Raw genomic sequence first — 25,156 nt, 5'->3', positions numbered from 1 at the left:
AATCTTCCGACCATGACTAGGCTAAAACCTTGCTTTTCTTATTTATATAAAATTGAAAACTACTTCGCTTTCAATTTGTCAAGTGTATTGTTGTAAGCTTCTTTGGTGTCTTCAGTTGCTTTTTTGGTCGCATCTTTGGCGTCTTTTCCGGCTTTGTTAATGGCTTCTTTGGTGTCTTGGGCCGTTTCTTTCATGTCCTGCTTTGCATTTTGTGTGGCCACTTTTGCTTTATCCACCGTATTGTCGACGCCTTCTTTCACATCTTGAGCGGCGTTGTTGACTGCATTTTTGGTTTTCTCCCAGGCTACATTCGCATCGGCCAAAGCTTTTCTTGCAGCTTCTTCTGCTTTTTTGTCTCCATTTTTTATGGCAGCATCCAGATCAGCTTGTGCTTTGTCCACTTTTGCTTTAGCTTCGTCCGTGGTCAGGGTTGTTGTTTCTGTTGTCTTTACAACACTTACCGTATCAGAACCATCAGTTGTTACAACGGTTTCATTTTTCTTGCAAGAAGTTGCGAATAGTAAAGTAGCTGTAGAAGCTAGTACCAAGATTTTTTTCATTGTTTTAGAATTAATTTATTAAAGTGTTTTTATTTATTTCAAAATTAAAAAATATATTGATACGACAATCAACTATGACGGTTTTGTTCTGAATTTTAACATTCCCGGCTTATAATTAATGACAAAAACACCACAGATAATAAAGGCTGTTGCCAGAATAAATTTTGCAGAGATCGTTTCGTCCAAGATCAGCCAACTTAGGAAGATACTAATGATCGTATTGACATAAGACAGAATGGAAACCTGCGTTGGAAGTAAGGTTTTCAACAAAAAATGATAAGCGAAAAATGCTGTCACAGAGCCGAAAACGGCCAAATAAACGATTGCCGAGATACTTTTTGTTGACCACTTTGCCACATCTATTTCCTCTGAGAAAATAAAAGCAAAGATCAATTGCAAAATTCCCGCAAAAGCAAATTGATAGAAAAGATTCAGGAAGAGATTGTTACTTGCCGAATTTAATTTCTTAGTGTAAATCGTTCCTGCACCCCAACACAGAATAGCGAGAAGTAAAATCAGTAATCCGTTTCGATAATCCGGATTTGCAAGGTCATCGATTCCGTCCCAAAAAATAAAAACGACACCAAATAATCCCATCAATAAACCGATCAAAGTCCGAAAAGTAAATTTTTCCATTCCAATGATCATACTGCCGATAAAGATAAAAACAGGCGAAAGTGCACTGATCAAAGAAGTTAGACTACTTGTCAAATCTTTCTCTGTTAAAGTTGTAAGTCCATTCGCACCAATCAGCATTAATGTAGAAAGTGTGAATTGAATGGAAAGGTTTTTCCATCCGATCCATTTCAGTTCTTTCTTGAAAAGTAAAATGGGCAATAGGATCAAAGAAGCCAAAAACTGACGAAATCCGGCAACAAACCAAGGCGGAACAGTTTCCACACCGATCTTGATGCCCAAGAAAGTCGTTCCCCAAACGACGGCAACGATGAAAATACAGATAATGGTTTTGGAACTCAATTGGAAAGAATTAAAAACAAAGATATTCCAAAAATCCCGAGTTTTACTCATAAATCTTTATCTTTGAGCATCTAATAAAACTTGAAAAAATGGTCGGAATAATAATGGGCAGCCAAAGCGATCTCCCAATTATGCAACAAGCAGCAGATTTTTTGAAATCTCTGGAAATCCCTTACGAACTCACCGTAGTTTCCGCACACAGAACGCCCGAAAGGATGTTCGATTATGCAAAAACGGCGAAGGAAAGAGGCTTGAAGGTCATCGTTGCAGGTGCTGGCGGCGCAGCTCATTTGCCCGGAATGGTGGCGAGTTGTACCACTTTGCCCGTGATCGGCGTTCCGATTTTGTCCAGCAATTCCATTGATGGTTGGGATTCTGTTCTGTCGATTTTGCAAATGCCTTCCGGAATTCCTGTGGCTACGGTTGCATTGAATGGAGCTACAAACGCCGGAATTTTGGCTGCTAAGATCATTGGGACTTCCGATTCTGGAGTTTCAGAGAAATTAGAAATTTACCAAAATTCACTGAAAGACAAAGTCCTCGGAACTGTGGATGAGATTAAGAAATTGCATCCTAATCAGTTTGATAAATAATTTTTGGGCAGCTTTTTCGTCTTCCGTTCCCAATCTTTTTTGCCTAGCTTTTCCAGCCACAAAAAATGAGCTCCGTTCAAACCTAACGAAGTGGTTCATCGATTCAATTAAAAAAAAATAGGAAAGATGAGATAAGCCGGGCTGAGGTTTCAGCCTTTATAGATATTTTGTCAAAAATTTATTATGGTCAGTAAAAAAGTCATCGAAAAATTGAGTAACAAAGAACTCAATAATTATATAAAACCTGAAAGCAAATTTGTCGCAAAAAGTATCCGCTACGCTTTTGATATTTTGAAGGAAAGAGGTAACGTTTTTTCAGAAACAGAAGCCGAACGTATCGAACAATTGATCCAATCAAAAGAGAAAATAGAAGCGGAAGATGTCATGATTGATGACAAATGGGACAAAAATTTAACAGAAGACCAAACCGCTATCAAGCTGTATTCCAACAAAGTGATTTGGGTTTTCAGTGTTATTTTTGGTGTGGTCTTCGGAACGGCTTTGCAGGTTTTTAATTTCTTCAAGGTCAATGACAAAAAAGGCGCAATCGTTTCTCTTATTTTTGGAATTTCGTACGCCCTTGCAACAACTTATCTTTTGAATCTATTTGGAGACATCAGATATGGTAAGATGTCACTCAGGTTTTTACTTTCCGGAATTGGCGCATTAGGACTATACTTGATTAGAGAAAAAATGTTTAAAAGCGAAACGGAATATCGCGCAAAATCGTTCATAACACCGCTAGTGATTTCGCTTTCTATACATCTTGTCATCATCTATTTCGTCTTTTTTGAATCGTAATCGATGCAATTATTATCAAAATTCTACTTGTCCAAAATCCCACGGATTTTATTCGCATTGGTGATCAATTCCTCCAAGTATTCAAAATTCTCCTTTTCCAATGCAGACTTGAATTTCCTAAGCTGCGTAATATGTTCATTCAAAACATCCAGTACATTTTCTTTGTTCTGGCGGAAGATAGGAACCCACATTTCCGGATGCGATTTTGCCAAACGGACCGTACTCGAAAAACCCGAACTTGCCAACTGGAAAATGGTGTCTTCCTCACGTTCTTTTTCCAAAACCGTATTCGCCAAAGCGTAGGATGTGATATGTGAAATGTGCGAGATGTAAGCGGTGTGAACATCGTGCGCATCAGCATTCATGTAGATCGGGTGCATTTCCAAATTCGCGATCACTTTTTCAACGATTTCCAAAGCATCAGCATCAGAATCTTCTCGGTTGCAGATCACAGCTGCTTTTCCTGCAAAACTTTCTTTGGTCGCAGATTTCGGACCAGAGTTTTCCGTTCCCCACATTGGGTGAAATGCCACGAATCTTTTTCTGTTCGGATGATCTTTGATGGATTCTACAATCCCAGATTTTGTGGAGCCAACGTCCATAACGGTTTGATTATCATTAATTAGATCCAAAACCGAAGGCAAAATTTTTCTCGCCGAATCTACCGGAATGGCGATGATGGTCAAGTCCGAATTCTTCACGCCGTTTTCCATGTCTGCTTTTTCGTCAATGATATTTAATTCCAAAGCGTTGTTGAGGTGAACTTCGTCCTGATCGATTCCATAAACGAAATCCGTGAATTTTTTATCTCTTAATTTCAATGCGATGGATCCACCGATCAATCCAGTTCCTATAATGCTGATCTTCATAGTAATTTAATTTTTTAAAACAAAAAACCCCGCCAGTTGGACGAGGTTTTGATATGGGTACATACGAATCCTAATCCTTTTTGAGGGTCAAAATTGCGTAATAATATGTCGTGTTCATTGTTTTCACAGAACGAAGATAGACATTAATTCTGAAATTTCAAATAAATTATGGATTCGAAATGATCAACGTCGATGGAATATCCGACAGCCAAAGACTTTTGGAATTGATGAGGTTTCTCCAGCTTTTGCTGCTGATCAGCATCAGATCTTGACTTTGCAGGAAATCTTTTTCAATCGTTTTCTCGTTGTAAAGCGTGATGTGATTCGGCGCAATATGTTCGATATTTCTGATCAATTCACGGATTTCGGTATTCTTTCTGATCTGTCCTGCAGCATCCAAAATAATCACTTGGGAGTCATTATTATTAATTAATCTTTTCGCATATTCAACCAAAAAGAAATCATTTAATTCAAAAATTGGGATAAATATCTTGTCCGCACTTTCGAACTTTTTATTTACCATCACACCTACAGGAACATTGGTCTTGTCCAAAATTCCCAATGTGAAATCGTCAAAAGGCGATGAGTTGAAAATGTAGGATTTTCCCTTTACAGTATTCAATAATTTTTCAGGATTGATGATCTTGGTCGTGAATCCAAGGAGTTTTCCAAGCAAACTACCTTCATAGATAGATTTGCCTAACATCACTAGAAGCAAATCGTAATTGCCTTTGTTGGTAATATTGATGAGGTCGTTTTCGATGTCTGTGGACGCTTTGAAAAGGATAGTGACTTCCAGTTTCAGTTCATTCGAAGTTTCGATGACGTCTTCAAACAATTCTTTTTCATAATTCTCAATATCGTAGGCGTGAAGCTCATCTACAGGTGCAATATTCATCGCCGTGATGCTTTTGTTGCCATTCATTTTATTGGTGAGATTATCTGCAAATTTCAATAAGGCACGTCCGGAATCTGGCGTTTCAAAAGATAGAAGGACTTTGTATTTTTCATCATTCGCGTCCTGGTCTTCTTCCAGCATCGACTTTTTCCCTTTGAAAAGATAATTGATGAAATCTAAAGATGGTCCGGTCATAAATGTTGTGAATAAAGCCATGATCACCATCATTGCAAAGAGTTCTGGTCCCATGACGCCGAGGTCATAACCGATATTAAGGACAATTAATTCCGTAAGTCCTCTTGTGTTCATCAAGGCGCCAATTGTGAGACTGTCTTTCCAGCTGATCCTCAGAAATTTTGCAGTCAGTGCACTTCCAACGAATTTTCCGATGACAGCCGTCAAAACGATCAACCCGCCGATTTTCCAAAGATAAGGGTCATTCAACAATCCGATCTGCGTTCTAAGTCCCGTGAATACGAAGAAAAGTGGAAGTAATAAGACCAAAGCCACATCTTCAACTTTCTCAATAAATAGATTTCGGAATTTCACATTTTCCGGCATGATCGCTCCCGCCATGAATGCTCCAAAAAGCGCGTGGATCCCGATTACTTCTGTGGCGTAAGATGAGATAATTAAGACTAAGAAAAATACAGCGACCAAAGCTTTGTTGATAAAACCTTTTTCTTTTTGAGACTCAGCAATTCTGGTTAGGAATGGTTTTACCAATTTGATCATCAAAAAAACATAAAGAACCGCCATCAAAATCACAAACACCGATCCGGAGAAAGATCCTGCTTTTACAATGGCAATTACTGCTGCCAAAATACACCAAGCCGTGATATCATCTGCTGCTGCACAAGTGATCACGATGGTTCCGATCTTGGTTTTGTGAAGGTTTCTCTCCTGAACGATCCTTGCCAAAACCGGAAAAGCCGTGATACTCATTGCAATCGCAATAAACAAGGCAAAGGAACTAAACTGAACACCTTCTGGCGCAAATTCTTTATAAATGAAATACGAAAGTCCAATTCCCAAAGCAAAAGGAAAAATGATACTTGCGTGACTGATAACCACTGCATCGTGCGCTTTTTTTCTAAGAACGCTTAGATCCAGTTCCATCCCGACGATGTACATAAAAAGGATCAAACCAATTTGACTAAGGAATTGCAAGTTCGGAAGTGATTCTTTTGGGAACATAAATGCAGAAAAATCCGGGAAATAAAGTCCTACCAAAGAAGGTCCGAGTACAATTCCGGCAATCATTTCTCCAATGACGGAAGGTTGTTTCAGTTTCACGCAGATCCATCCGAACAGTTTTGCGACTAAAATAATGGTCACGATCTGTGCTAATAGAAGCGCCAATGGATGATGAAGATTGGTGAGAAAAGAATCAGTGAAGTTTTCCCACATCGTTGCGCCTGTTGCTTTGCTAGGCGTGATGTTTTCTCCAATTTCCAAAGTTTTTCCCTCGATGAAAAACCAATACATCAAGCACGAGAAAAAGGCGATCGTAAGAACGTAAAATATAATATTCCTGTACTTTTTCATAATCATTAATTTAAATTTTACCTGATTTTAAGATGTAAAGATGTAAAGTTTATGAACACGAAATGAATCTTACAGTCAGAAATGTAATAAAGTGACTAAAATATGTACTGAAATCGGTTTTTAATAATTCCTTGTCAGTTTCTCAGAAACTTGATCCTTGAAAACATCGCTTACATTTAATTTAAGGGGATTTCCGTCGGTGGCAGTTCTGTCCAGAATGATCTCTGAGGAAGAAAAAACCTTGATGTGATGGATATTCACCATCTCTTTTTTGTTGATCTGAACAAAATATTTCTGAGGCAATAATTCTGACAAATGTTTGAAACTTAGATTTTTAAGGATTAATTCGGAGCTGTTTTTTAGAGAAATATCTTTGTCTCGGCTATCTATTTCGGAAGTTTTGATGTAAACAATTTCGTTTGTGAAGATCACTGTTTTACCAAGATTGGTATTCCATTCGAAGAAATTGTTCTTTTCTTTTTCGATGATGAGTTTCTCTGCCTTTTCAAAAGCTTGTTGCAAACGTTCTTTTTTGATTGGTTTCCGAACGTAATCTACCACATCCAGATCAAAAGCTTCCGCAGCGTATTCTTTGTAAGCGGTCGTGAAAATGATGTGTTTTCCTTTGATCAGTTCAGCGACTTGAAGCCCATTCATTCCAGGCATTTCGATGTCTAGGATGCAAAGGTCACAATCGATATTGTGGATTTCCTGAAGGAATACTTTTGGATTATTGAAGGCTTTTACCACTTCTACATTTAATTCAGCACAAAGCAATTTCAAGTAGCTAATTGCCAGCAATTCGTCATCCAGTATAACGCATTTTATCATAGAAGTCTCCCAGATTTATTATTAGATGAGCGGTGTAGATCTCGTTGCTGATGTTCTTGGTCAATTTGTAATGGTTCTTGTAGATCATCTTTAGTCTTTGGTCAAATGAGCCGCTTCCAAAACCACTGTTTTCCTTTTGCATCGGCGTTTTTTCGGAGATTTTGTTGCTTACTTTCATCTCAAATTTCTTGTTTTCCAAACTCATATTAATCGAAATGAAAGAATCCTGCGCTAGAAAATCCGTGTGTTTGAAAGCATTTTCTATCAAGTCGACAGAGATCAGTGGCGCAAATATTTTCTCGGAATAGATGGAGTCTTCTTTATCGATTTTGGTTTTGATCCGAAGATCGAAGAGTGGATTGATCTTGATCTTGTTAATTTCAATTAAACTCATGGCAAAGTCGAGTTCAGCTTTTGCACTGACATATTTGTTGCTGCTTTCGTAGAGAATGTAATCCAGAATGTTCGCCAATTTATCCAACGAAATGTAAGTCTGATAAGCGTGCGACTGAACAGAATTCAGGATGTTTTTGAAAAGATGTGGATTCAGTTTGGTCTCTATGTGATCTAGTCTGACGTTGTCCAATTTCCTTTCGATGACTTTGTAATTGTCCTCCAGAATTTTGTTCTTGGTCTTGGCCGATCGGTATTTTCCGTAAAGAAAAAACGAAAGAACCAACAGAAGAAAGATGGCGAAAATCCCTCCGAATAGAAAATAATCTGGAAGTAACAAATTTCTGCCATTCATAGGAAAGAGCTTAGAGTTTTGGTTTTAGAAATTAGATTTAAAATTAATACTAAATCAATGTATCTATTTTATTTTTTTCAATCCTGTAAATTCGGCTGACTCTTTACATTTGGAATAGTTGACCTCGAATCTTGGATTGTCTTTCGGATAGAGTAGAAGGTATTGCGGACAAGGTTTCGCTTGCGCTTTACTTCTTTCAAAATCGATTTTTCCTGCTGCAATGATGCTGTCTTTAAGGAATTTTTCAGAGATCTTATTCGATTCCATTTCAGTTTTGAAGGTTGGAGAATATTTGAAATCCTTGGTCAATGTTTCGGCGATCACCCTATCATTTGGGAAATAAGAACAAGTCGTACCTTTTTGATTGAGGATAAAAAAGACGATCAATAATCCGGGAATAAGACCGATGGAGTAGAATTTAATTTTTTTGAACATGGTCGATTCTTAGAAAATCAATAGATTAATATCGTGATAAGGAAGGTCAAATCTGTTGCAGATCAGTTGTTTGGTGTGTCTTCCTTTGTACATGTAAAGTGATTGTTTGATCTCGCTTTTATGAATAAGCATGTTTTCTAAACCGCCTTCTTCGTCGTAACCTAAAAGATAACTTAAGAAGAAATTGCTGACTGCTTTTGTAGTAGTTCTCGGCATTTTCGAAGTCAGATTCGGAAGTCCGCAATGTATCACGCCATGTTTTACAACGAAAGGATTTTCGGTTGTTGTGAGTTCAGAAGTTTCAATCACTTTTCCGTTGTCTATGGTGATATCGATGATGACACTTCCTTTTTTCATTTTCATCACCATATCTTCTGTCACGATCGGTGGCAAGTTGAGTCTTGGTAGAGCGCCGATGACAACGTCGGCCCTTCTCAATGATTTGGTCAATTCTTTAGGGTCGATGATCGATGTCGGAACGCGACTGTCTACCATAGTGTGAAGTCTTCGAAGCTTCGAAAGGGAATTGTCAAAAACTTTGACGCTTGCGCCAAGTCCGATTGCCGCTTTCGTAGCAAATTCGCCAACGATTCCTGCACCCAGAATGACAACTTCTGTAGGACGAACGCCGGTGATTCCGCCAAGCATCAATCCGTTGGACATTGCCAAAAGTTCGGACGCATACAAAATAGAAACACTTCCCGCAATTTCGCCGATCAATCTTACCAATGACAACTGCTTGTACTCGTCCATAATGAATTCGAAAGCGATTGCATTGACTTTTTTGCAAGCTAATTTTAAGAAATAATCTTTATCTCTTAGGTTGATCTGTAAAGCCGAAATGAGGTAGGTCATCGGTCTCAGATATTCGATCTCCTCTTCGGTTGGTGGATTTATTTTTAAAACAAGATCTTGAGCAAAAGCCACTTTCGGATCATCTGTGATCTCTGCACCAGCTTCGGAATAGAGTAGGTCAGAATAGTGCGAGCCTAATCCTGTTCCAGCTTCTATGATGACTTTGTGTCCGTTATTTACCAAGATCTGAACAGCATCTGGGATGATGCAAGTTCTTTTTTCGTTCAGGCAGGTCTCTTTTGGGATCCCGATGCTGAATGTTTTGCCTTGTTTTTTTACAACTTCAAGTTTCTCCTCCTTAGGAATTAGATCTTCCTCGGTAAAAGGCGTGAATATAGTAGATGTACTGCTCATGAAAATGAATCGTTAATCAAAAATAAAGAACAAAGATAAAACAATTTTATGGTACGGTTAATTAAATTCGATTTCGCGTCCAGATTCTGTATTCGTAATGGTCATTTCGTGAAAATCGTAACCTTCCAGCTCATTCATATAGATCTCTGGCCATTCGATGATCGAGAGATAACAATTGTCCAGATATTCTTCGATTCCGAAATCGTACGCTTCTTCTACAGATCTCAATCTGTAGAGGTCAAAATGAAACACTTTTCCTTTCGGCGTATCATATTCGTTGACAATGGAGTAGGTTGGAGAAGATATCTCGTCCTGGCTTCCCAATTCTTTGAGGAGAAATTGAGAGAAGGTTGTTTTTCCAGCGCCAAGATTTCCTTTCAATAATAGAATTGGATGTTTGATCTCAGGAATGATTTGATTCACAACGTCATTCCATTCGGAAAGTGTATTGATGAAGAATTTCATTTTTATTTTTTGCAAAATTAAAATAATACTTTAATTATCTAGAAGATATATTTGGAGTTTGTCAGATTATCCAATAACAAAGGGAGAATGATTGCTCTTTCTCCCTTTGTATAGTGTTTTGGTAATATTATTTTTAAGGTCTCCAGAAAGTCCACACATTCCCGTTGAAAACGACCAGAAGTTTTGTTGTGGTATCATAAACCATCATGCCTGGTGCTGGATTTTTTATGTTCATATGCGGGCTTGCTACCTTGGGCAAGACCATGGCTTTATTAGTATCCTCTAGTACCAATATGCCGGGTGTCGCCGTTACAGTTTCGATGGCAACTTTGGAACTGGTGTTTTCTGTTCCAGCATTTTGAATGGTCACGCCATCTACGGTTGTTACGGGGTCTACTGTTGTTCCAGCTGTGTTGATGGAAAGATCTTTCCATGCTGCGGCATATTTTACCTTCACTTTTTTATCGGATAGGTCATAGACCATTGTGCCGTTCACAACGCCAGTTACAGCTGTTGTGTTGGTGACCCATGGTAAGACCATTCCTCTGTCAGCGTTACCAAATTCTAATGATACCGCAGTATTGGATACAGTGGTCTTCCCAATAGCTACCTGTGAATGAAAAGATAGGGATAATAAAAGAAAAAAGGCTGTTATAGTATTTTTCATATTCTTTAATTTATTAATTAACATCTGAACAGGTTTGTACATTGTAGCATTTCCAACCGGTTGCTGTTCCTGTTGTATTGATCTGCAGGCAATCTGCTGTGGTGTTGTAGACCATCATTCCTTCTATCAGTGAGGCTGCTGGTATTGCTGCGATCTGAGCATTAGTTAATCGGTTTGGTACAAATCCTTTTGTCTTTGATTCCAAGGCTGTCCAAGCACCTTTTCTGACCATTGGCCAGTTGGAGTTATCTGCGCCAGCTCTGTTCAACGATGTGATTCCGTGATTGGTGCTCAATATTGTTCCGTCTGTTCTTGTTGGTTTGTAGCAAATGCAATCGTTTACAGCAGCATTTTGAGAATTTCCGATTCCTTGCCCAACATCCGCGGTACCATCAGTATTATCTGCAACACCAGCAGTACCGGACGTATTTACTGTAATAAGATTTACAAATTCTGGGACACCATTTGCATTTGCAAGTTTGCTGACAACCTGTGTAGGTGTTCCGGTGGTTATGCCATTTGCCAAAACCTTGATCTGGCCTCTGTATGCGTAGTTTGGATCTGTAGATAAAAGAGTAAGGGCATGAACTTGGTCGTATTTGACTGTTTCTGTACCTTCGATAGCGTCTGGGCAGCCGTCACCGTCACTGTCTCTGTCAAATTGATTTGATATTCCGTCTGTATCCGGGTCACAGAATCCATTTTTGAAACCCTGTCCTCTTCCTGTAATATAAGTTGTTGAAACTACTGGCTGCGTTAGTACAACAGAATTGGTTCCTGTCTGATTCCAAAGAATATTGTTAAATGCATTTCCGTTGTAAAGCTGAAGCGGGAACAAAGCGCCACCACCAGTTTTGCTGCCATACATATTCACAGCGCCATTTTTGTGAATGATGATTCTGATCAAAGGTGCAGCAGCAGTTCCGGTCATACTGTAGATTTGGGGAACGGCTCCAGCTCCATAGGTTGACCCGTCCAGAAATCTTACATTATCGGTCTGATCTGGTTGAAACTCCAATTTAGTAGTTGAAAGATTGACTCCATTGATATTTAAGTTGAATGAATTGTCAAGCGTGTAAACGTCGAAGATGAATCCTAAGTCTGCGGCTGGTGCATTGAAAGTTGTTACTGTGCCATCTGTAGAGCTGAAGTTTGTACTCACAACCGTATTAGCACATTCGAAAATATCCAAGATCCCATCATTGTCAGAATCCTGATCCTGCGAGTTGCCAATTGTATCACCATCCATATCTTCATCTACCAATACGTTCACGTTACAAGCGGTTGAACTTCCCTTTAAACTTCCGGTGAGCGTCCTTACTCCTGAAGCACCCGAAGGATTTCCAGTGTATTTCAAAGGAACTTGGATAGAGGTCGTGGTTGTTGTAATAGTAACAGTAGAAGAACTGGTAAAGTCTGCGCCCGTAATATTAATAGTGTAAGAACCAGCCATATATATGTTGTTGATAGGAATATTCAGGAATTTAACTGAGTCACTCGGTACACCCTTCACGAATGGTACGCTGGAAGTCTGTGTAATACCAGCACAATTAAATGTAAATGGTACATAATAAGGTACAGTTGCCAGATCCAGATTTGCGAGTGCAGTAACGGTGTAAGTAGCTACGACCGTTGATACACCGGTCGTTATATTGATTCTTCTTACGACAATCGTATTTTGACCAGTTACTGTATTTGCAATATAAACAGATCCCTTTAAATATGCCATATCTTGTATTCCATCTGCTGTAGGTAGGTTGGTTTGGTTTGGTTTGGTTTGGTTTGCAGCTCCGGATATCTCGGTCACTTTTGTAGCGACTCCGGTGGCAATGGATATTTTAAATAGAAATCTGGATGCACCATTGTTAATGAATGTATAGATGAAATTCTGATAATCAAAGAATGTATCTGTTCCGAAAATGGTACCTGCGGTCCAGTCAGCATCTGAGCTTGTAATTGGAATAGGAGATGCAGACGGATAGATCGGATAAAGCGTTTTTGTATTCTGTTGAAAACCGTAGAAATTACCAAAGTAAGGACCTGGAACGTTATTGGTCGCAATTCCGCCTATGGGATTGACCGGTAATGTAGCTGCAGGTGTAATAGCTGTACCATTCTTGTAAAGTACAGAACTGGCAGCGGTAGCAGAATTGATAAAAGCAAGTGACGTAGAATTGCCTCCCGGAACATCATACCCGACCGCCATATTGCTTATGTTGGCAGGGGTGACACTAGAATTAGGAATATCGATAGGTGTAGGCAAAGGTATGGCTGTAGTTGGAGTCGCAGATAAAGCGGTGATGTCATATACCCTTCCTGTCGTTACCGTTGACAAATAAAGTCTGTCTTCGGCTGCCTGGGAAAATAGCAATCCGCTACCCATAAGTAGCAATAATGCTACATAAAAAAAGTTGAATTTTTTCATAAAAAATTACCGTTAAAAATGTTTTTTGAAGATGATACGACCGTATCATAATAGGAATACTGAACTGATTTTGCTTTAAGCCAAAACTGGTGGAGGTCTTACAGAAAAACTGTCTGGATAGATCTGTAATTTGGATTTTTTATTATTGTAGAAATAATGCGTGTTGTATAAAAATATAAGGCAAACACTCCCAAGTTTAAAGTATTCGGGAATCGAATATTTTGGTAATGACAAATTGTTGTCCGTGGGAACAAAGTAGTTTTTACCACAGCTGTGACCAAAAAAGAATTGATCTTCCTTATTGTTAATGTGTTCAGATAATGGTTTCTTTTTGGAATTATCTAATTTGCAACCATAACGATTTTTTGATGCAAGTTTACTTTTCCTGGATTTCTTTTTTTTGTGTCTTTTTGCTTTGAAACTGTATATTTTAGTTTCTTTTGCAGTGATTTTGATTGTGCGCTGATTGTCTTTTTTAGTAAGCTTTGTGTGAGTGAGAATACTTTTGTTTTTGAAGACCTGTTCATTGAATGTGTAGTCATTGGAGTAAATAAATCCCTTTCCTACAACACTTATGGTGACGTCGCTGTATGGTATTTCTTTTTCTGTACTCGCTTGTGCAGAAAGCAGTTGTGTCAATATGAAGAAAAGAAAAACATAAAATAACTTAAATTTAAATAATAAATCAGAGTTATTTCTTATTTCCGAATTTTAAGACAATAAGCTTTTTGCCATTTTGCAAAACTAATATAAATAATTGTTTATCAATACAAAATTCTTAAAATTAACACTTGCTTTGAAATTTTATTTTTATAACAGTGAATATCCATCGATTAGCCACTTCCAAATGTTATTAAGACAATAGTTTTATACGTCATTTACAGAAATGGCAAATGATTTTTTTATATCGAGAACACCTTTGGAAAATAGTTGTACAAGTATTAATTAATAATAGGCTAGGTGTTAATGTTATTTACAAAGGATTCAATTTATAAGCTTGATAATTACGGTTGATAGGAGCAGATGACTGCCGTTGATCTGTTTTTTATGAAAGATTTTGGGAAGAATGCTTATTTTTACATCGTGATTACAAAGGAAACCATAGATCAGATCTTCTCCACCATTCGGGTTGAAGAGATCATCGGCGAATACGTGCAACTGAAAAGAGCTGGCTCCAACTTCAAAGGTTTGAGTCCTTTTCACGAGGAAAAATCGCCAAGTTTTGTAGTGTCTCCAAGCAAGCAAATTTGGAAAGATTTCTCCACAGGAAAAGGCGGTACCGCGATTTCTTTCTTGATGGAAATCGAGAATTTTACCTATCCGGAAGCGCTTCGACATGCAGCCAAAAAGTACGGGATCGAGATCCAGGAAGATGTAAAAGAATACTCCGAAGAACAGAAACAGGCGCAGACCGAGCGTGATATTCTATACAAAATTCACGAGATCGCCAACGAATTTTTCCAACATCAGCTTTGGGAATCTGAAGAAGGCCAAATGATCGCCTATTCTTATTTCAAAGAGAGAGAACTTCGGGACGATATCATCAAGAAATTCCAGCTAGGCTATTCTCCAGAAAAGAAAAATGCATTTACAGAATTTGCTTTAGATAAGGCTTATTCCAAAGAAATTCTAGAGAAATCAGGGCTTTCTATTTTTCCCGAAAATACACCTTCCGGAATTGACAGATTTCGAGACAGAGTGGTTTTCCCAATCCATAGTTTCTCTGGTCGGGTCTTGGGTTTTGGCGCAAGGATCCTTAAGAATAATGTCAAAACGGCAAAGTATCTTAACTCTCCTGAAACCGAAATTTATCATAAATCTAATGTTCTTTATGGCTTAAATCAAGGTAAACAAGCCATTTCGAGAAAGAATCTCTGCCTTTTGGTAGAAGGTTATATGGACGTGGTTTCCCTTCATCAATCGGGAATTGAAAACGTGGTCGCAAGTTCCGGAACGTCTTTGACAACGGAACAGATTAAATTAATAAAACGCCTCACCGAAAACGTTACAATCCTTTTCGACGGTGACAATGCGGGAATCAAAGCCAGTTTCCGAAGCATCGATATGTTGCTGTCTGAAGGGATGAACATTCGTGTTTTGCTTTTCCCAGACGGCGATGACCCAGATTCTTTTGCAAGAAAACATCCGCAGGAATACGTCGAGAATTTCATCGATAAAGAAGCGAAAGATTTCATCGATTTTAAGGCTGAAATTCTTCTCAAGGAAGCCAATGATGATCCTATCAAGAAAGCAGAAGCCATTCGTGATATTGTAAAGTCTGTTGCGTTTGTAAAAAATGATTTGAAGCGTGAGGTTTATTTGAAGGAAGTTTCGAATAAATTTGGTCTCAGCGAGCAAAGTTTGTTCAATGAACTTCAAATCCATAAAAATTCAGCAGAGCAGGAGAGAAGACCTTCAGCACTTCAGGAAAAGCAGGCACCTCAGAAATTAGAAGTTGTTCAGGAAGTTTCAAATGCGGTCAATCCACTCTTGATGCTCGAGGAAAAGTTGGTGGATCTGATGTTGAAATATGGTGACCTCATTCTCAACAGAAAAGACCACGAAGGCAACGAATATCAGATCACGGTCATCGAAGAGATCCTCAATCATCTCGAGGAAGATGAATGTGAGATTCAACTCAACATCAATCAAAAAATAATTTCCGAGATCAAAGAAGGAATCGAGCAAAAGGAATTACGTTCCGGCAAATTTTTCTTCAATTTTATGGACGAGGAAGTTTCCAGCAAACTGGCCAATGCGCTCATCGATAATTATCAGACCAGCAATTGGAATCAATATAATATCTATTTCAGTTCCGAGGAAGAAGTCGTCCCGAAAATGGTTTCAGACATCGTTTTGAGACACAAAAGAGAATATGTGGTGAAGATTATCAATGACCTCAAACATTCGCTGAATACAGAGGAAGATGGAACACCGATCTACCAACAGATTATCCTTCTGACTCAATTAAAAAACAATTTAGACAAAGAATTATCACGTATTTTATGACAGAAAGTCCTACTTTAGCAAAGGAATAGAAATTGCAAACTCAATAAAAGATTATTAAAAACAACCACAGATAATATGGACATTAAAAAAGAATTCAGAGATTTCTCAGTAAAACATTTGGGAAACAACGGTCTGGTAACCGATCAATATATGGGAATGTTTAACCCGACCAACCTGACACCTTACATTATGGAAGAGCGTAGAATGAACGTTGCACAGATGGACGTTTTCTCGCGATTGATGATGGACAGGATCATCTTTCTAGGAACAGGCATCGACGACCAAGTGGCGAATATCGTGACAGCTCAGCTACTTTTCTTGGAAAGTTCGGACTCGGCGAAGGATATTCAGATCTACATCAATTCCCCTGGTGGAAGCGTTTACGCAGGATTGGGAATCTATGACACGATGCAGATCATCAAGCCAAACGTAGCAACCATCTGTACAGGAATCGCGGCATCAATGGGCGCAGTGCTTTTGGTAGCGGGAGAAAAAGGAAAACGTTCTGCGTTGAAACATTCAAGAGTGATGATCCACCAGCCAAGCGGCGGCGCACAAGGTGTAGCTTCCGATATGGAGATCAACCTGAGAGAGATGTTGAAGTTGAAAAAAGAACTTTATGACATCATTTCCGACCACTCCGGACAAACTTACGAATGGGTAGAAAAAGCGTCTGACAGAGACTACTGGATGACCTCCACCGAAGCCAAAGAATACGGAATGGTAGACGAAGTTCTCGAAAGAAAACCTTAATATATCAATATTAAAACAACAAAACCTGATTCAATTTGAGTCAGGTTTTTTTTATTTAAACTTTCAAACCCTCCAACTCTCAAACTCTCCAACCCAAAATTTGGGCAGCTATTTCCGTCTTCCGCTCCCAAACCTAACGAAGTGGTTCGACGAAGTCAATCTTTTTGTCGTCGCTTTTCCAGCCACAAAAAAGGATTTCCGCTCAAGCCGGGCTGCGCTTCGCAAAGTTGAAATTTTGCCTTTCGAATTAACAATTAACAATTAACCGTTAATAATTAATAAAAACATTTTGCAGAAAATCTCAATTTCACTACTTTTGAACCATCAAATTTAATTACATGAAAAAATCAGTGATATTGTTGGCTTCCGCTATTCTAGTTGTTTCTTGTGATCTTCCTGCTGGAGGTAACAAAGGACGTATTGTAAAAACAGATGAGGTCGTAAGATACGATGACCCAAATGCACCTCACGGAACTTACAAGCCAGCTGCAGATACTGCAAAAGCAGTTCACAAAATTGCTGACACGGCAAAAGCAGGTTCAATGGAGTCCAAAGCAACTGCTCCAGCAACCACCGAAGCACCAAAAGCGGAGCACTGATCAGAATTTTATAAAAATATTATCATAAAAAATGTCTTGCCTTTGCAGGACATTTTTTATTTTTACGAACCTACTTTGTCAAAGTTTCAAATCCTGACATAGTATTATATTCAATCATTTATCAATCATCATTTATAATGAATACACAAACATACATCAACGAAAACAAACAACGTTTTCTCGACGAACTTTTCGACATTCTTAGAATCGCTTCCATCAGCGCAGATCCAGCCTACAAATCAGAAGTTCTGAAATGTGCCGATGAAGTGGCGAGACATCTGAAAGTGGCTGGAGCAGAAAATGTAGAGATTCTTGAAACCAAAGGTTATCCAATCATTTTCGGAGAGAAGATCATCGATACTAACTTACCAACCGTTTTGGTTTACGGGCATTACGATGTTCAGCCAGCCGATCCATTGGAGTTATGGACAAGTGATCCATTCGAGCCAGTTGTCAAAAAGACAGAGCTTCATCCGGAAGGCGCCATCTTCGCAAGAGGTTCTGCCGATGACAAGGGTCAATTCTTTATGCATGTCAAGGCTTTTGAAGCGATGATGAAGACAAATTCTCTGCCTTGCAATGTCAAGTTTTTGATAGAAGGAGAAGAAGAAGTTGGTTCCGCAAGTTTGGGGGATTTCCTTGAAGATAACAAAGAAAAACTGAGCTGCGATGTTATTTTGATTTCTGACACGCATATCTATTCTAATGATCAACCGACGGTTACGACAGGTTTAAGAGGTTTGAGTTATGTGGAAGTTGAGGTAGAAGGTCCAAATCGCGACCTGCATTCCGGACTTTATGGCGGCGCAGTTCCGAATCCTATCAATGTTTTGTCAAAAATGATCGGCGAATTAATTGATGACAAAGGACATATCACAATTGATGGTTTTTATGACAATGTCTTGATCGTTTCCGATGAGGACAGAGCAGAAATGAACAAATTGAAAGACGATCAGGATGGTTACAAAAAATCCATTGGTCTTAATGATATTCAGGGAGAAGAAGGTTACACAACTTTGGAAAGAGCTTCCATCAGACCAACATTGGATGTGAACGGGATTTGGGGCGGTTACACAGGAGAAGGTGCAAAAACTGTGATTGCTTCCAAAGCTTTTGCCAAGATCTCTATGAGACTCGTTCCAAATCAAACACCAGAAGAGATCACGGAAAAATTCACAAAACATTTCGAAAAGATCGCTCCAAAAAGTGTCAAAGTGAAAGTGACACCGCACCACGGCGGAATGCCTTACGTTTTGGAAAGTGATACCAAAGAGTTCCAGGCTGCAAAAAAAGCAATGGAAAAAGCATTCGGAAAAGAAGTGTTGCCTTACAGAAGCGGCGGAAGTATTCCAATCACATCTTTGTTTGAGAAAGTATTGGGTGCAAAATCTGTCTTGATGGGATTCGGTTTGGATTCAGACGCAATCCATTCGCCAAACGAACATTACGGACTGTACAATTACTACAAAGGAATAGAAAGTATCCCATATTTTTTTGAATTTTATGCAGGATAATTATATTATCTTTAGTTTTATTAAAAGAATAACAATAAAAAATGATTAACACTAGGTTAATCATGGACTTTATACGAATGGCGGTGCCAATTCCGATTATCAGATTGTAGATATCGATCCGGCACACGGCAAATCTATTCAAATCTCTTCTGGTAATACTGCAGTTGCAACTTCTAATAGACAAGTTGTTAAACCAGGTCTTGCAACAGCGTGGACTGCTAGAACTGCAGGAAATGATATTTTACAAGGGAAATATGAGATTTACACTGGTACTGCCGTTGGTGCAACTAGAGTGGGAGGTTTCGTACAAAGTTCGACCGCTGGAATTGTGGGAATCCATTATAATTCTGCAACGAAAACGCTAAATGGTAATGCTAATCTAACACCTTCTGCTGGTGGAGCATCTGGCTTTTTCACAATTTCAGGACTTACGCCAAATACGTACCCTGCGAATACTTGGATCTCAGTAGAATTTACCTATGATCCTGTTAATGGAGTGATTACTTACACAATAGATGGTGTTAAAAGTACTTTAAGTATTAATAATTACACTATTACGAAAAATTTGGTACCAAGTCAGCATAATCTTATCAACCAAGTTATTGCTACACCTGCAAATACAATGGTCAATACTGGCGCATTAGATAACTATTCATTGACTGCTGTAAATGCAGCAACTCTAGGAGTAGTAACTGTTGATGAAATCGAGAAAACTGCGAATGTTTCCATCTATCCTAATCCAACTGCAGATTACATCAATGTCAAATCTACTTCAAGAGTAATTAGTGTAAACGTCGTTGACCTTTCTGGTAAATCTGTAGTTTCTAAAAAATCTGCCGACAGCCAAATTGATGTAAGAAACCTTACCAAAGGAACTTATATCATTACTGTTGAAACTGACAACGGAACTGAAACCAAAAAATTCATAAAGAAGTAATAATATCTTCTTAAAATGATAAAAGAACGCTCTCATAAGGAGCGTTTTTTTTATTTTAGTAACCTAAATAAAAAATTATGTCAAAAGTAATATACATCACAGGTGGAACCAAAGGAATTGGTTTCGGGATCGCAGAAGTTTTATTGAAAAATGGTCACAAAGTCGCCATCAGCGGAAGAAAACAGGAAGATGTGGACAAAGCTGTTTCTGACCTTAAAGTCATTTCGGAAAGTATCTTCGGAGTAAGTTCGGATGTAAGAAATTTTGCCGATGAAGAAAATGCGGTTTCCGAGATCAAGGAAAGATTTGGAAAACTGGATGTGGTGGTTGCCAATGCTGGTTTGGGTGTCTTCAAACCGGTTGATGAGTTAAGCATCGAAGACTGGAACGCCATGCAGGAGACGAATTTGACAGGCTGTTTTTATTCGTTGAAAGCTTCCGTAGAAGAATTGAAAAAATCGGAAGGGTATTACATCACGATCGCCAGTCTTGCCGGCACCAACTTCTTCGAAAACGGCGCTGGCTACAACGCTTCGAAGTTTGGCGTGGTAGGTTTCACACAAGCTGCCATGATCGACCTTAGAAAATACAACATCAAGGTTTCTACGATCATGCCGGGCTCTGTTGCTACTTATTTCAACGGAAATGTGCCTTCCGAAAAAGACGAATGGAAGATCCAGCCAGAAGATATGGGAAATCTCATCCTCGATATGTTGAATATGAATCCAAGGGTTTTACCAAGTAAAATAGAATTCAGGGCAAGTCAGGTCAAAAAATAGTTAAGATTGAAATTTAACACAAATATAAATGTCACCGATCATTGAGGTGGTAGAAATAAAAGGTCAAGTTGTTTACATAAAAAGGTCAAGTTGTTTTCGTGAAAAGGTCAAGTTGTTTTAATGAAAAGGTCAAGACCTTTTTAATGGTCTTTGCAAACGTCCTGTTCATAAGACTTGCTGAAGGGTGATTTTTTGCCTTAAATGATAAGGAAGATGCGCATTAATTCAAATCAAAATAATGGAAAAAAGAATCTTAATCAGCAGCTGGAATCTTTTATTTTTCAAAATCCATTTTTAAATTTTCCTCAATAGAGTTAATAAATAGTAAGTCAATTTTCATAAGATTACTTGTGTTTATCGACTTTCTTATCTGTAAGTATTCTAAATACCCGATTAATAAAGGCTTGGAGAATCCTATTTAATAAATAACAATAAATTATGCATGCATAGCATTTTTTATATAAATTAGCGAAGTTCATATAACAAAATATATCACAATAAAATGAAAATATTAGTTTGTATCAGTAGTGTACCAGACACGACAAGTAAAATTAACTTTACAGCAGACAAGTCTGCATTCGACAAAAACGGAATCCAATGGGTGATCAATCCTTTGGACGAATTTGCTTTGACAAAAGCTATAAAATTACAAGAGTCCCCAGGCGCAACCGTAACCGTTGTGAACGTGGGTGACGCAGGAACTGAGGCGGTGATCAGAAAAGCTTTGGCAATCGGAGCAAATGACGCCATCAGAGTGAATACTGAAGCGAAAGACAGTTTCTCTGTCGCGAAAGAAATCGCAAAAGTGGCTCAGGACGGTGGTTACGAATTGGTATTGATGGGAAAAGAATCCATCGATTATAATGGCGGTGCAGTTCCCGGAATGGTAGCGCAACTGCTTAACTTCCCATTTGTAAATGCCGCAGTTGGACTTGATATCAACGGTTCAGAAGCAACTGCAGTAAGAGAAATTGAAGGTGGAAAAGAAACGATCTCTGTGAAATTGCCGGCTGTTGTAGCAGGACAAAAAGGTTTGGTAGACGAGAAAGATCTGATCATCCCAAACATGAGAGGCATTATGTCTGCAAGAACAAAAGCGCTTCAGGTCGTAGAACCTTCAAATACAGAAGTGAAAGTGGAAGCCGTCTCTTTTGACAGCGTTGCGCCAAGAGCAGCGGTGAAATTGGTTTCTGCAGATAACTTGGACGAATTGGTACGATTACTTCACGAAGAAGCCAAAGTGATCTAATCTTTTAATCATTTAATTTTTTAATCCTTTAATTTAAAAATCATGGCAGTATTCGTATACGCAGAAAATATAAACGGAATTTATAAAAAAGCAGCATTTGAAGCTGTTTCTTATGCAAAAGCTATCGCAGCAAAAACTGGAGATCCAGTAACTGCGATTTCCATCAATCCTACAGATTCTTCAGACCTTCTTTACAAATATGGCGCGGACAAGGTCATCAATGTAAAAGATGCGGGTCTTAAAAACTTCAGTTCAAAAGCTTATGCACAAGCAGTGAATGAGGTTTTCGACGGAAACGTGATCGTTTTTCCTCACACGACAGATGCGTCTTCAGTAGCGCCGATGTTGGCAATTCAGAAAAACTATTCTCTAATCACCAATGCAATCGACGTTCCTGAAAGCACTTCGCCTTTCCAAGTGAAAAGAAGAGCATTCTCAGGCAAAGGTTTTATGCACGCAAAAGCTGATGCGGCAGGTGTGATCGTAACGGTTTCTCAAAATGCTTATGGTGTTAAAGAAAATGCAGCGTCTGGTTCAGAAGAAGTGAAGGAACTGAGCATCGCCAACGAAGATACAAAAGTGATCAACCACGAGCAGTCTTCAGGAAAGCTTGACCTTAAAGAAGCAGAAGTTGTAGTTTCCGCTGGTAGAGGGATGAAAGGTCCAGAAAACTGGGGAATGATCGAAGATCTAGCAAACGTTCTTGGTGCAGCAACAGCTTGTTCCAAACCAGTTTCCGATATCGGATGGAGACCTCACACAGAGCACGTTGGACAAACTGGGAAAGCCATTTCTCCAAATCTTTATATTGCAGTAGGTATTTCCGGCGCGATTCAACATTTGGCGGGTGTCAACAGTTCGAAAACGATTGTGGTGATCAACAATGATGCGGAAGCACCATTCTTCAAATCTGCAGATTATGGTGTGGTGGGCGACGCTTTCCAGATCATTCCTGCCTTGACAGAGAAGATCAAAGCACTAAAAGGCGCATAAAATGCCTCAAAATAAAATCAAAACCTGGGTCATCGGCTCAGGTTTTTTTATACATTTTACTTTTTACAAAATACATTTTACAATTATTTGGGCAGCTTATCCGTCCTCCGTTCCCAAACCTAACGAAGTGGTTCGACGAAGTCAATCTTTTTTGCAGGCAATTTCCAGATCAATAGAATCGAAGTCCTCGCAAAAAAGGATTTCCACTCAGGCCGGGCTGCGGAGATTGGTGTTCAAAATCAATGTATTACATTTCATTATTGTTTAGCATTTTGAAATAAATACTTTTTACACCTTGCTTTCTGTATAAATAGGATGCAAACCACGTAAAAATCAACAATTTCTAAAAGAAAATTCCTAAAAAATTTTATATTTGCTAAATGGATTATAAAAAATTAATCATACGGGGAATATCCTACAGCCAAACCCAGTCGGGAGCGTACGCGCTGTTGTTGGAACATGAAGAAACATCGGTCAAACTGCCTGTTGTTATAGGGAATTTTGAAGCGCAATCCATTTCTTTGGGATTAGAAAAAGACATCAATCCACCTCGTCCTTTGACGCACGACCTGTTCACTCAGTTTGTAAAAAATACAAACTTCAAGATAGAATCTGTCATCATCTACCAAATAAAAGATGGTGTTTTCTTCTCAAATATCAATTTCAAAAATCCATTGTCCGACGAAGAACTGATCTTGGACGCCAGAACTTCCGACGCTGTAGCAATGGCTGTCCGTTTCGATGCACCGATCTTCACCACTTCCGACGTCCTGAATGAAGCAGGAATTTTGTTAGAACTTGATGAAACGCCAAAAGTGGGAGACGAGGACACCGACTCCGATGACGTCTCAGATTTCAATGATCTGTCTGGGATCTCCGCAGAAGAACTGAATCAATTGTTAGCAGATGCTGTCAAAGAAGAAGATTTTGACACCGCGCTTCGATTACAGGAGGAGATCAAAAGAAGAAATAAAAAAATTGACTAATCAATACTAATATCATTTTACGATAATGAGTCTAAAATTACGATTGACTATACTTAGCTTTCTGCAATTTGCAATATGGGGAGCTTATTTAACATCTATGGGAAACTACCTAGGAGATGTTGGAATGGGTTCCAAAATTGGATTGTTCTACGCCATGCAAGGGATTGTTTCTATTTTTATGCCTGCAATTTTGGGCGTCGTTGCAGATCGATGGATTCCTGCGCAAAAACTTTTGGGAATGAGCCATGCTATCTCTGCAATTTTTATTATTGCAGCTGGATATTACGGAATGACGGCTGGAAGTGCTGTTGAGTTTCCAGTTATATTTTTACTCTATTCTATCAGTGTTACTTTTTATATGCCGACAATAGCACTTTCAAATTCTGTTGCATATACAGTTTTGGTCAATAACAATTTTGATACAATTAAGGCATTTCCACCTATTCGTACATTTGGAACCGTAGGTTTTATTTGTGCGATGTTATTTGTTGATTTCTCTGGATACCAGCAAAATTATTCCCAGTTCTTTGTTTCTGGTGTATTGGGAATACTTTTATTTATATATTCCTTTACACTTCCAAATTGTCCTGTTAATAAAGGTGAAGACAAGAAAAATATTTCTGACGCCTTAGGATTAAAAGCTTTTAGTCTGTTCAAGGATAGAAGAATGGCAGTGTTTTTTATATTCTCAATGTTATTAGGTGTCTCGTTACAGATTACAAATGGTTACGCAAATCCATTTATAACGGGATTCAAAGACGTACCGGGTTTTGAAAATACTTGGGGTTCTAATCATGCCAATGCTCTGATATCTCTATCTCAGGTATCCGAAACCTTATGTATATTATTGATTCCTTTTTTTCTAAAAAGATTTGGAATCAAGAAGGTAATGCTGATGGCCATGTTCGCTTGGGTACTTAGATTTGGATTATTTGGGTTAGGAAATCCTGGTTCAGGCGTTTGGATGTTTGTCCTGTCGATGATTGTTTATGGAATTGCGTTTGATTTCTTCAATGTTTCGGGATCTTTGTTCGTTGATAAAGAAACTGATAAAAACATTAGATCCAGTGCTCAAGGTGTTTTTATGATGATGACCAATGGATTTGGGGCAACTATAGGAATGTTAGCTGCTGGCGAAGTTGTAAATCACTTTGTTTATTCTCAAACTGATCCTATAGCACAGTTAGAAGGATGGAGAACGTCTTGGTATATTTTTGCAGGTTATGCTTTAGTAGTCACGGTATTATTTGCGATTATTTTTAAGTATAAACATTCTATCGCGGACGTAGAAAAAGTCACTCATTAAAAAT

General features: G+C 38.6%; 24 protein-coding genes. 12 read left to right on the top strand and 12 right to left on the bottom strand.

The annotated features are described in order from the left end of the window. Positions 1–59: 59 nt before the first annotated feature. A complete protein-coding gene (locus AXA65_RS11410; RefSeq protein ID WP_063970228.1) occupies positions 60–560 on the bottom strand; it encodes a hypothetical protein in 501 nt (166 codons plus the stop codon). A gap of 72 nt (positions 561–632) precedes the next feature. Further along, positions 633–1,589, bottom strand: a complete 957-nt coding sequence (locus tag AXA65_RS11405) for a DMT family transporter (RefSeq protein WP_086048180.1) — start codon at positions 1,587–1,589, stop codon at positions 633–635. Positions 1,590–1,627: 38 nt separating this feature from the next. Between AXA65_RS11405 and purE the strand changes: the two genes are divergently transcribed. Together purE and AXA65_RS11395 are read left to right on the top strand one after the other, a co-directional pair. After that, entirely contained in the window at positions 1,628–2,131 is a 504-nt protein-coding gene (purE, locus tag AXA65_RS11400) for a 5-(carboxyamino)imidazole ribonucleotide mutase (protein ID WP_063970227.1), read from the top strand. A 183-nt stretch (positions 2,132–2,314) separates the two neighbouring features. Further along, the gene (locus AXA65_RS11395; protein ID WP_063970226.1) at positions 2,315–2,932 is read left to right on the top strand and encodes a hypothetical protein; all 618 of its coding nucleotides are present in this window, start codon (positions 2,315–2,317) and stop codon (positions 2,930–2,932) included. Positions 2,933–2,955: 23 nt separating this feature from the next. Here AXA65_RS11395 and AXA65_RS11390 read toward each other — a convergent pair whose 3' ends face one another. The 10 genes from AXA65_RS11390 to AXA65_RS11345 form a co-directional block, all read right to left on the bottom strand. After that, positions 2,956–3,801 carry a prephenate dehydrogenase gene (locus AXA65_RS11390; protein ID WP_063970225.1) on the bottom strand — a complete coding sequence of 282 codons (846 nt, stop codon included), beginning with the start codon at positions 3,799–3,801 and terminating at the stop codon, positions 2,956–2,958. A 166-nt stretch (positions 3,802–3,967) separates the two neighbouring features. Continuing rightward, positions 3,968–6,247 (bottom strand): cation:proton antiporter, encoded by a 2,280-nt coding sequence (locus tag AXA65_RS11385; protein WP_063970224.1) that lies wholly within the window; start codon positions 6,245–6,247, stop codon positions 3,968–3,970. A gap of 120 nt (positions 6,248–6,367) precedes the next feature. Further along, the gene (locus AXA65_RS11380; protein ID WP_063970223.1) at positions 6,368–7,078 is read right to left on the bottom strand and encodes a LytR/AlgR family response regulator transcription factor; all 711 of its coding nucleotides are present in this window, start codon (positions 7,076–7,078) and stop codon (positions 6,368–6,370) included. After that, positions 7,053–7,826: a histidine kinase gene (locus tag AXA65_RS11375; protein ID WP_063970222.1), complete on the bottom strand. Its 774-nt coding sequence runs from the start codon at positions 7,824–7,826 to the stop codon at positions 7,053–7,055. Before AXA65_RS11375 ends, AXA65_RS11380 begins: the two co-directional genes overlap by 26 nt. Before the next feature lie 63 nt (positions 7,827–7,889). Then, positions 7,890–8,261: a hypothetical protein gene (locus AXA65_RS11370; RefSeq protein WP_063970221.1), complete on the bottom strand. Its 372-nt coding sequence runs from the start codon at positions 8,259–8,261 to the stop codon at positions 7,890–7,892. 9 nt (positions 8,262–8,270) lie between these two features. After that, complete coding sequence (locus AXA65_RS11365) at positions 8,271–9,470, bottom strand: alanine dehydrogenase (protein ID WP_063970220.1); 1,200 nt, start codon at positions 9,468–9,470, stop codon at positions 8,271–8,273. Between the two features lie 57 nt (positions 9,471–9,527). After that, complete coding sequence (gene tsaE, locus AXA65_RS11360) at positions 9,528–9,935, bottom strand: tRNA (adenosine(37)-N6)-threonylcarbamoyltransferase complex ATPase subunit type 1 TsaE (RefSeq protein ID WP_063970219.1); 408 nt, start codon at positions 9,933–9,935, stop codon at positions 9,528–9,530. A gap of 133 nt (positions 9,936–10,068) precedes the next feature. Beyond that, positions 10,069–10,602: a hypothetical protein gene (locus AXA65_RS11355; RefSeq protein ID WP_063970234.1), complete on the bottom strand. Its 534-nt coding sequence runs from the start codon at positions 10,600–10,602 to the stop codon at positions 10,069–10,071. Between the two features lie 13 nt (positions 10,603–10,615). Next, positions 10,616–13,027, bottom strand: a complete 2,412-nt coding sequence (locus AXA65_RS11350) for a hypothetical protein (protein ID WP_063970218.1) — start codon at positions 13,025–13,027, stop codon at positions 10,616–10,618. 75 nt (positions 13,028–13,102) lie between these two features. After that, on the bottom strand, positions 13,103–13,666 hold the full coding sequence (locus AXA65_RS11345; protein WP_063970217.1) for a hypothetical protein: 564 nt from the start codon (positions 13,664–13,666) through the stop codon (positions 13,103–13,105). A 444-nt stretch (positions 13,667–14,110) separates the two neighbouring features. Between AXA65_RS11345 and dnaG the strand changes: the two genes are divergently transcribed. The 10 genes from dnaG (at position 14,111) to AXA65_RS11295 (ending at position 25,152) form a co-directional block, all read left to right on the top strand. Further along, positions 14,111–16,036, top strand: a complete 1,926-nt coding sequence (gene dnaG, locus AXA65_RS11340) for a DNA primase (protein ID WP_063970233.1) — start codon at positions 14,111–14,113, stop codon at positions 16,034–16,036. 75 nt (positions 16,037–16,111) lie between these two features. Next, a complete protein-coding gene (clpP, locus tag AXA65_RS11335; RefSeq protein WP_034964710.1) occupies positions 16,112–16,789 on the top strand; it encodes an ATP-dependent Clp endopeptidase proteolytic subunit ClpP in 678 nt (225 codons plus the stop codon). Between the two features lie 338 nt (positions 16,790–17,127). Then, positions 17,128–17,388, top strand: coding sequence for a hypothetical protein (locus AXA65_RS11330; protein ID WP_063970216.1), 261 nt, complete (start codon positions 17,128–17,130; stop codon positions 17,386–17,388). Between the two features lie 134 nt (positions 17,389–17,522). Then, positions 17,523–18,902, top strand: coding sequence for a dipeptidase (locus AXA65_RS11325; protein WP_185114324.1), 1,380 nt, complete (start codon positions 17,523–17,525; stop codon positions 18,900–18,902). Between the two features lie 292 nt (positions 18,903–19,194). Then, positions 19,195–19,839: a T9SS type A sorting domain-containing protein gene (locus tag AXA65_RS11320; RefSeq protein WP_063970214.1), complete on the top strand. Its 645-nt coding sequence runs from the start codon at positions 19,195–19,197 to the stop codon at positions 19,837–19,839. Positions 19,840–19,916: 77 nt separating this feature from the next. Beyond that, positions 19,917–20,618, top strand: a complete 702-nt coding sequence (locus AXA65_RS11315; RefSeq protein ID WP_063970213.1) for an SDR family oxidoreductase — start codon at positions 19,917–19,919, stop codon at positions 20,616–20,618. Positions 20,619–21,120: 502 nt separating this feature from the next. Next, positions 21,121–21,867 carry an electron transfer flavoprotein subunit beta/FixA family protein gene (locus AXA65_RS11310; RefSeq protein ID WP_063970212.1) on the top strand — a complete coding sequence of 249 codons (747 nt, stop codon included), beginning with the start codon at positions 21,121–21,123 and terminating at the stop codon, positions 21,865–21,867. A gap of 42 nt (positions 21,868–21,909) precedes the next feature. Next, complete coding sequence (locus AXA65_RS11305; protein WP_063970211.1) at positions 21,910–22,860, top strand: electron transfer flavoprotein subunit alpha/FixB family protein; 951 nt, start codon at positions 21,910–21,912, stop codon at positions 22,858–22,860. Between the two features lie 380 nt (positions 22,861–23,240). Then, a complete protein-coding gene (locus tag AXA65_RS11300; protein WP_063970210.1) occupies positions 23,241–23,846 on the top strand; it encodes a bifunctional nuclease family protein in 606 nt (201 codons plus the stop codon). A gap of 25 nt (positions 23,847–23,871) precedes the next feature. Next, positions 23,872–25,152: an MFS transporter gene (locus tag AXA65_RS11295; RefSeq protein WP_063970209.1), complete on the top strand. Its 1,281-nt coding sequence runs from the start codon at positions 23,872–23,874 to the stop codon at positions 25,150–25,152. The last annotated feature ends 4 nt before the right edge of the window (positions 25,153–25,156 follow it).

It is taken from the genome of Chryseobacterium sp. FP211-J200, assembly GCF_001643375.1.
Lineage (GTDB): Bacteria > Bacteroidota > Bacteroidia > Flavobacteriales > Weeksellaceae > Epilithonimonas > Epilithonimonas ginsengisoli.
The sequence above is the reverse complement of the archived record's forward strand: the minus strand, read 5'-3'. Positions and strand labels throughout refer to the sequence as shown.

Coding starts and splice junctions, on each gene's coding strand:
- AXA65_RS11410 (WP_063970228.1), bottom strand. CDS start 560: ATGAAAAAAATCTTGGTACTAGCTTCTACAGCTACTTTACTATTCGCA.
- AXA65_RS11405 (WP_086048180.1), bottom strand. CDS start 1,589: ATGAGTAAAACTCGGGATTTTTGGAATATCTTTGTTTTTAATTCTTTC.
- purE (WP_063970227.1), top strand. CDS start 1,628: ATGGTCGGAATAATAATGGGCAGCCAAAGCGATCTCCCAATTATGCAA.
- AXA65_RS11395 (WP_063970226.1), top strand. CDS start 2,315: ATGGTCAGTAAAAAAGTCATCGAAAAATTGAGTAACAAAGAACTCAAT.
- AXA65_RS11390 (WP_063970225.1), bottom strand. CDS start 3,801: ATGAAGATCAGCATTATAGGAACTGGATTGATCGGTGGATCCATCGCA.
- AXA65_RS11385 (WP_063970224.1), bottom strand. CDS start 6,247: ATGAAAAAGTACAGGAATATTATATTTTACGTTCTTACGATCGCCTTT.
- AXA65_RS11380 (WP_063970223.1), bottom strand. CDS start 7,078: ATGATAAAATGCGTTATACTGGATGACGAATTGCTGGCAATTAGCTAC.
- AXA65_RS11375 (WP_063970222.1), bottom strand. CDS start 7,826: ATGAATGGCAGAAATTTGTTACTTCCAGATTATTTTCTATTCGGAGGG.
- AXA65_RS11370 (WP_063970221.1), bottom strand. CDS start 8,261: ATGTTCAAAAAAATTAAATTCTACTCCATCGGTCTTATTCCCGGATTA.
- AXA65_RS11365 (WP_063970220.1), bottom strand. CDS start 9,470: ATGAGCAGTACATCTACTATATTCACGCCTTTTACCGAGGAAGATCTA.
- tsaE (WP_063970219.1), bottom strand. CDS start 9,935: ATGAAATTCTTCATCAATACACTTTCCGAATGGAATGACGTTGTGAAT.
- AXA65_RS11355 (WP_063970234.1), bottom strand. CDS start 10,602: ATGAAAAATACTATAACAGCCTTTTTTCTTTTATTATCCCTATCTTTT.
- AXA65_RS11350 (WP_063970218.1), bottom strand. CDS start 13,027: ATGAAAAAATTCAACTTTTTTTATGTAGCATTATTGCTACTTATGGGT.
- clpP (WP_034964710.1), top strand. CDS start 16,112: ATGGACATTAAAAAAGAATTCAGAGATTTCTCAGTAAAACATTTGGGA.
- AXA65_RS11330 (WP_063970216.1), top strand. CDS start 17,128: ATGAAAAAATCAGTGATATTGTTGGCTTCCGCTATTCTAGTTGTTTCT.
- AXA65_RS11315 (WP_063970213.1), top strand. CDS start 19,917: ATGTCAAAAGTAATATACATCACAGGTGGAACCAAAGGAATTGGTTTC.
- AXA65_RS11310 (WP_063970212.1), top strand. CDS start 21,121: ATGAAAATATTAGTTTGTATCAGTAGTGTACCAGACACGACAAGTAAA.
- AXA65_RS11305 (WP_063970211.1), top strand. CDS start 21,910: ATGGCAGTATTCGTATACGCAGAAAATATAAACGGAATTTATAAAAAA.
- AXA65_RS11300 (WP_063970210.1), top strand. CDS start 23,241: ATGGATTATAAAAAATTAATCATACGGGGAATATCCTACAGCCAAACC.
- AXA65_RS11295 (WP_063970209.1), top strand. CDS start 23,872: ATGAGTCTAAAATTACGATTGACTATACTTAGCTTTCTGCAATTTGCA.